1 protein-coding gene is annotated in these 427 nt (G+C 24.6%); it reads left to right on the top strand.

The window, feature by feature from the left end:
- Positions 1-427, top strand: a 427-nt coding sequence (locus tag EVJ28_RS13975; RefSeq protein WP_201739268.1) for a hypothetical protein, incomplete at both ends; no start/stop codon positions are given.

Genomic DNA, 427 nt, shown 5'->3' with positions numbered 1-427 from the left:
GATATATTAAGTGATTTTATATATATAAAAATAGAAAAAAAGATAAAATTTCTAGATGAATTATATCGTTATAATTCAAATGGTAGTAAGAAATATTTAAAATTATTTATTAATGAATGTGGAAATATAAGAAATTTTGGAGATTTGTGTATACAAAAACCAAAAATTGCTGTAGGATTTATTGGTATGTTAAGAGGGGATTGGGAGAATAATTTAGCTAATTTAATAAAAGATGTTTCAAGTCAATATAATGCAGATTATTTTATAGCATCTTGGAATTCTATTTCTCATTTTCCTGGAATGAATACAGGTGTTGCTGATTGGACCCATAGGCTATTATCTTTGGAATTTAATAAAAAATTTCCAGCGCCAAAAGAAGTCGCAGATAAGGTTTTATTTTATAAATATTTTCCAAAAGTATATAAAG

It is taken from the genome of Exiguobacterium sp. SH3S3 (genome assembly GCF_004337115.1).
Classification (GTDB): domain Bacteria; phylum Bacillota; class Bacilli; order Exiguobacteriales; family Exiguobacteriaceae; genus Exiguobacterium; species Exiguobacterium aurantiacum_A.
This window is presented reverse-complemented; position numbering and strand designations above follow the sequence as displayed.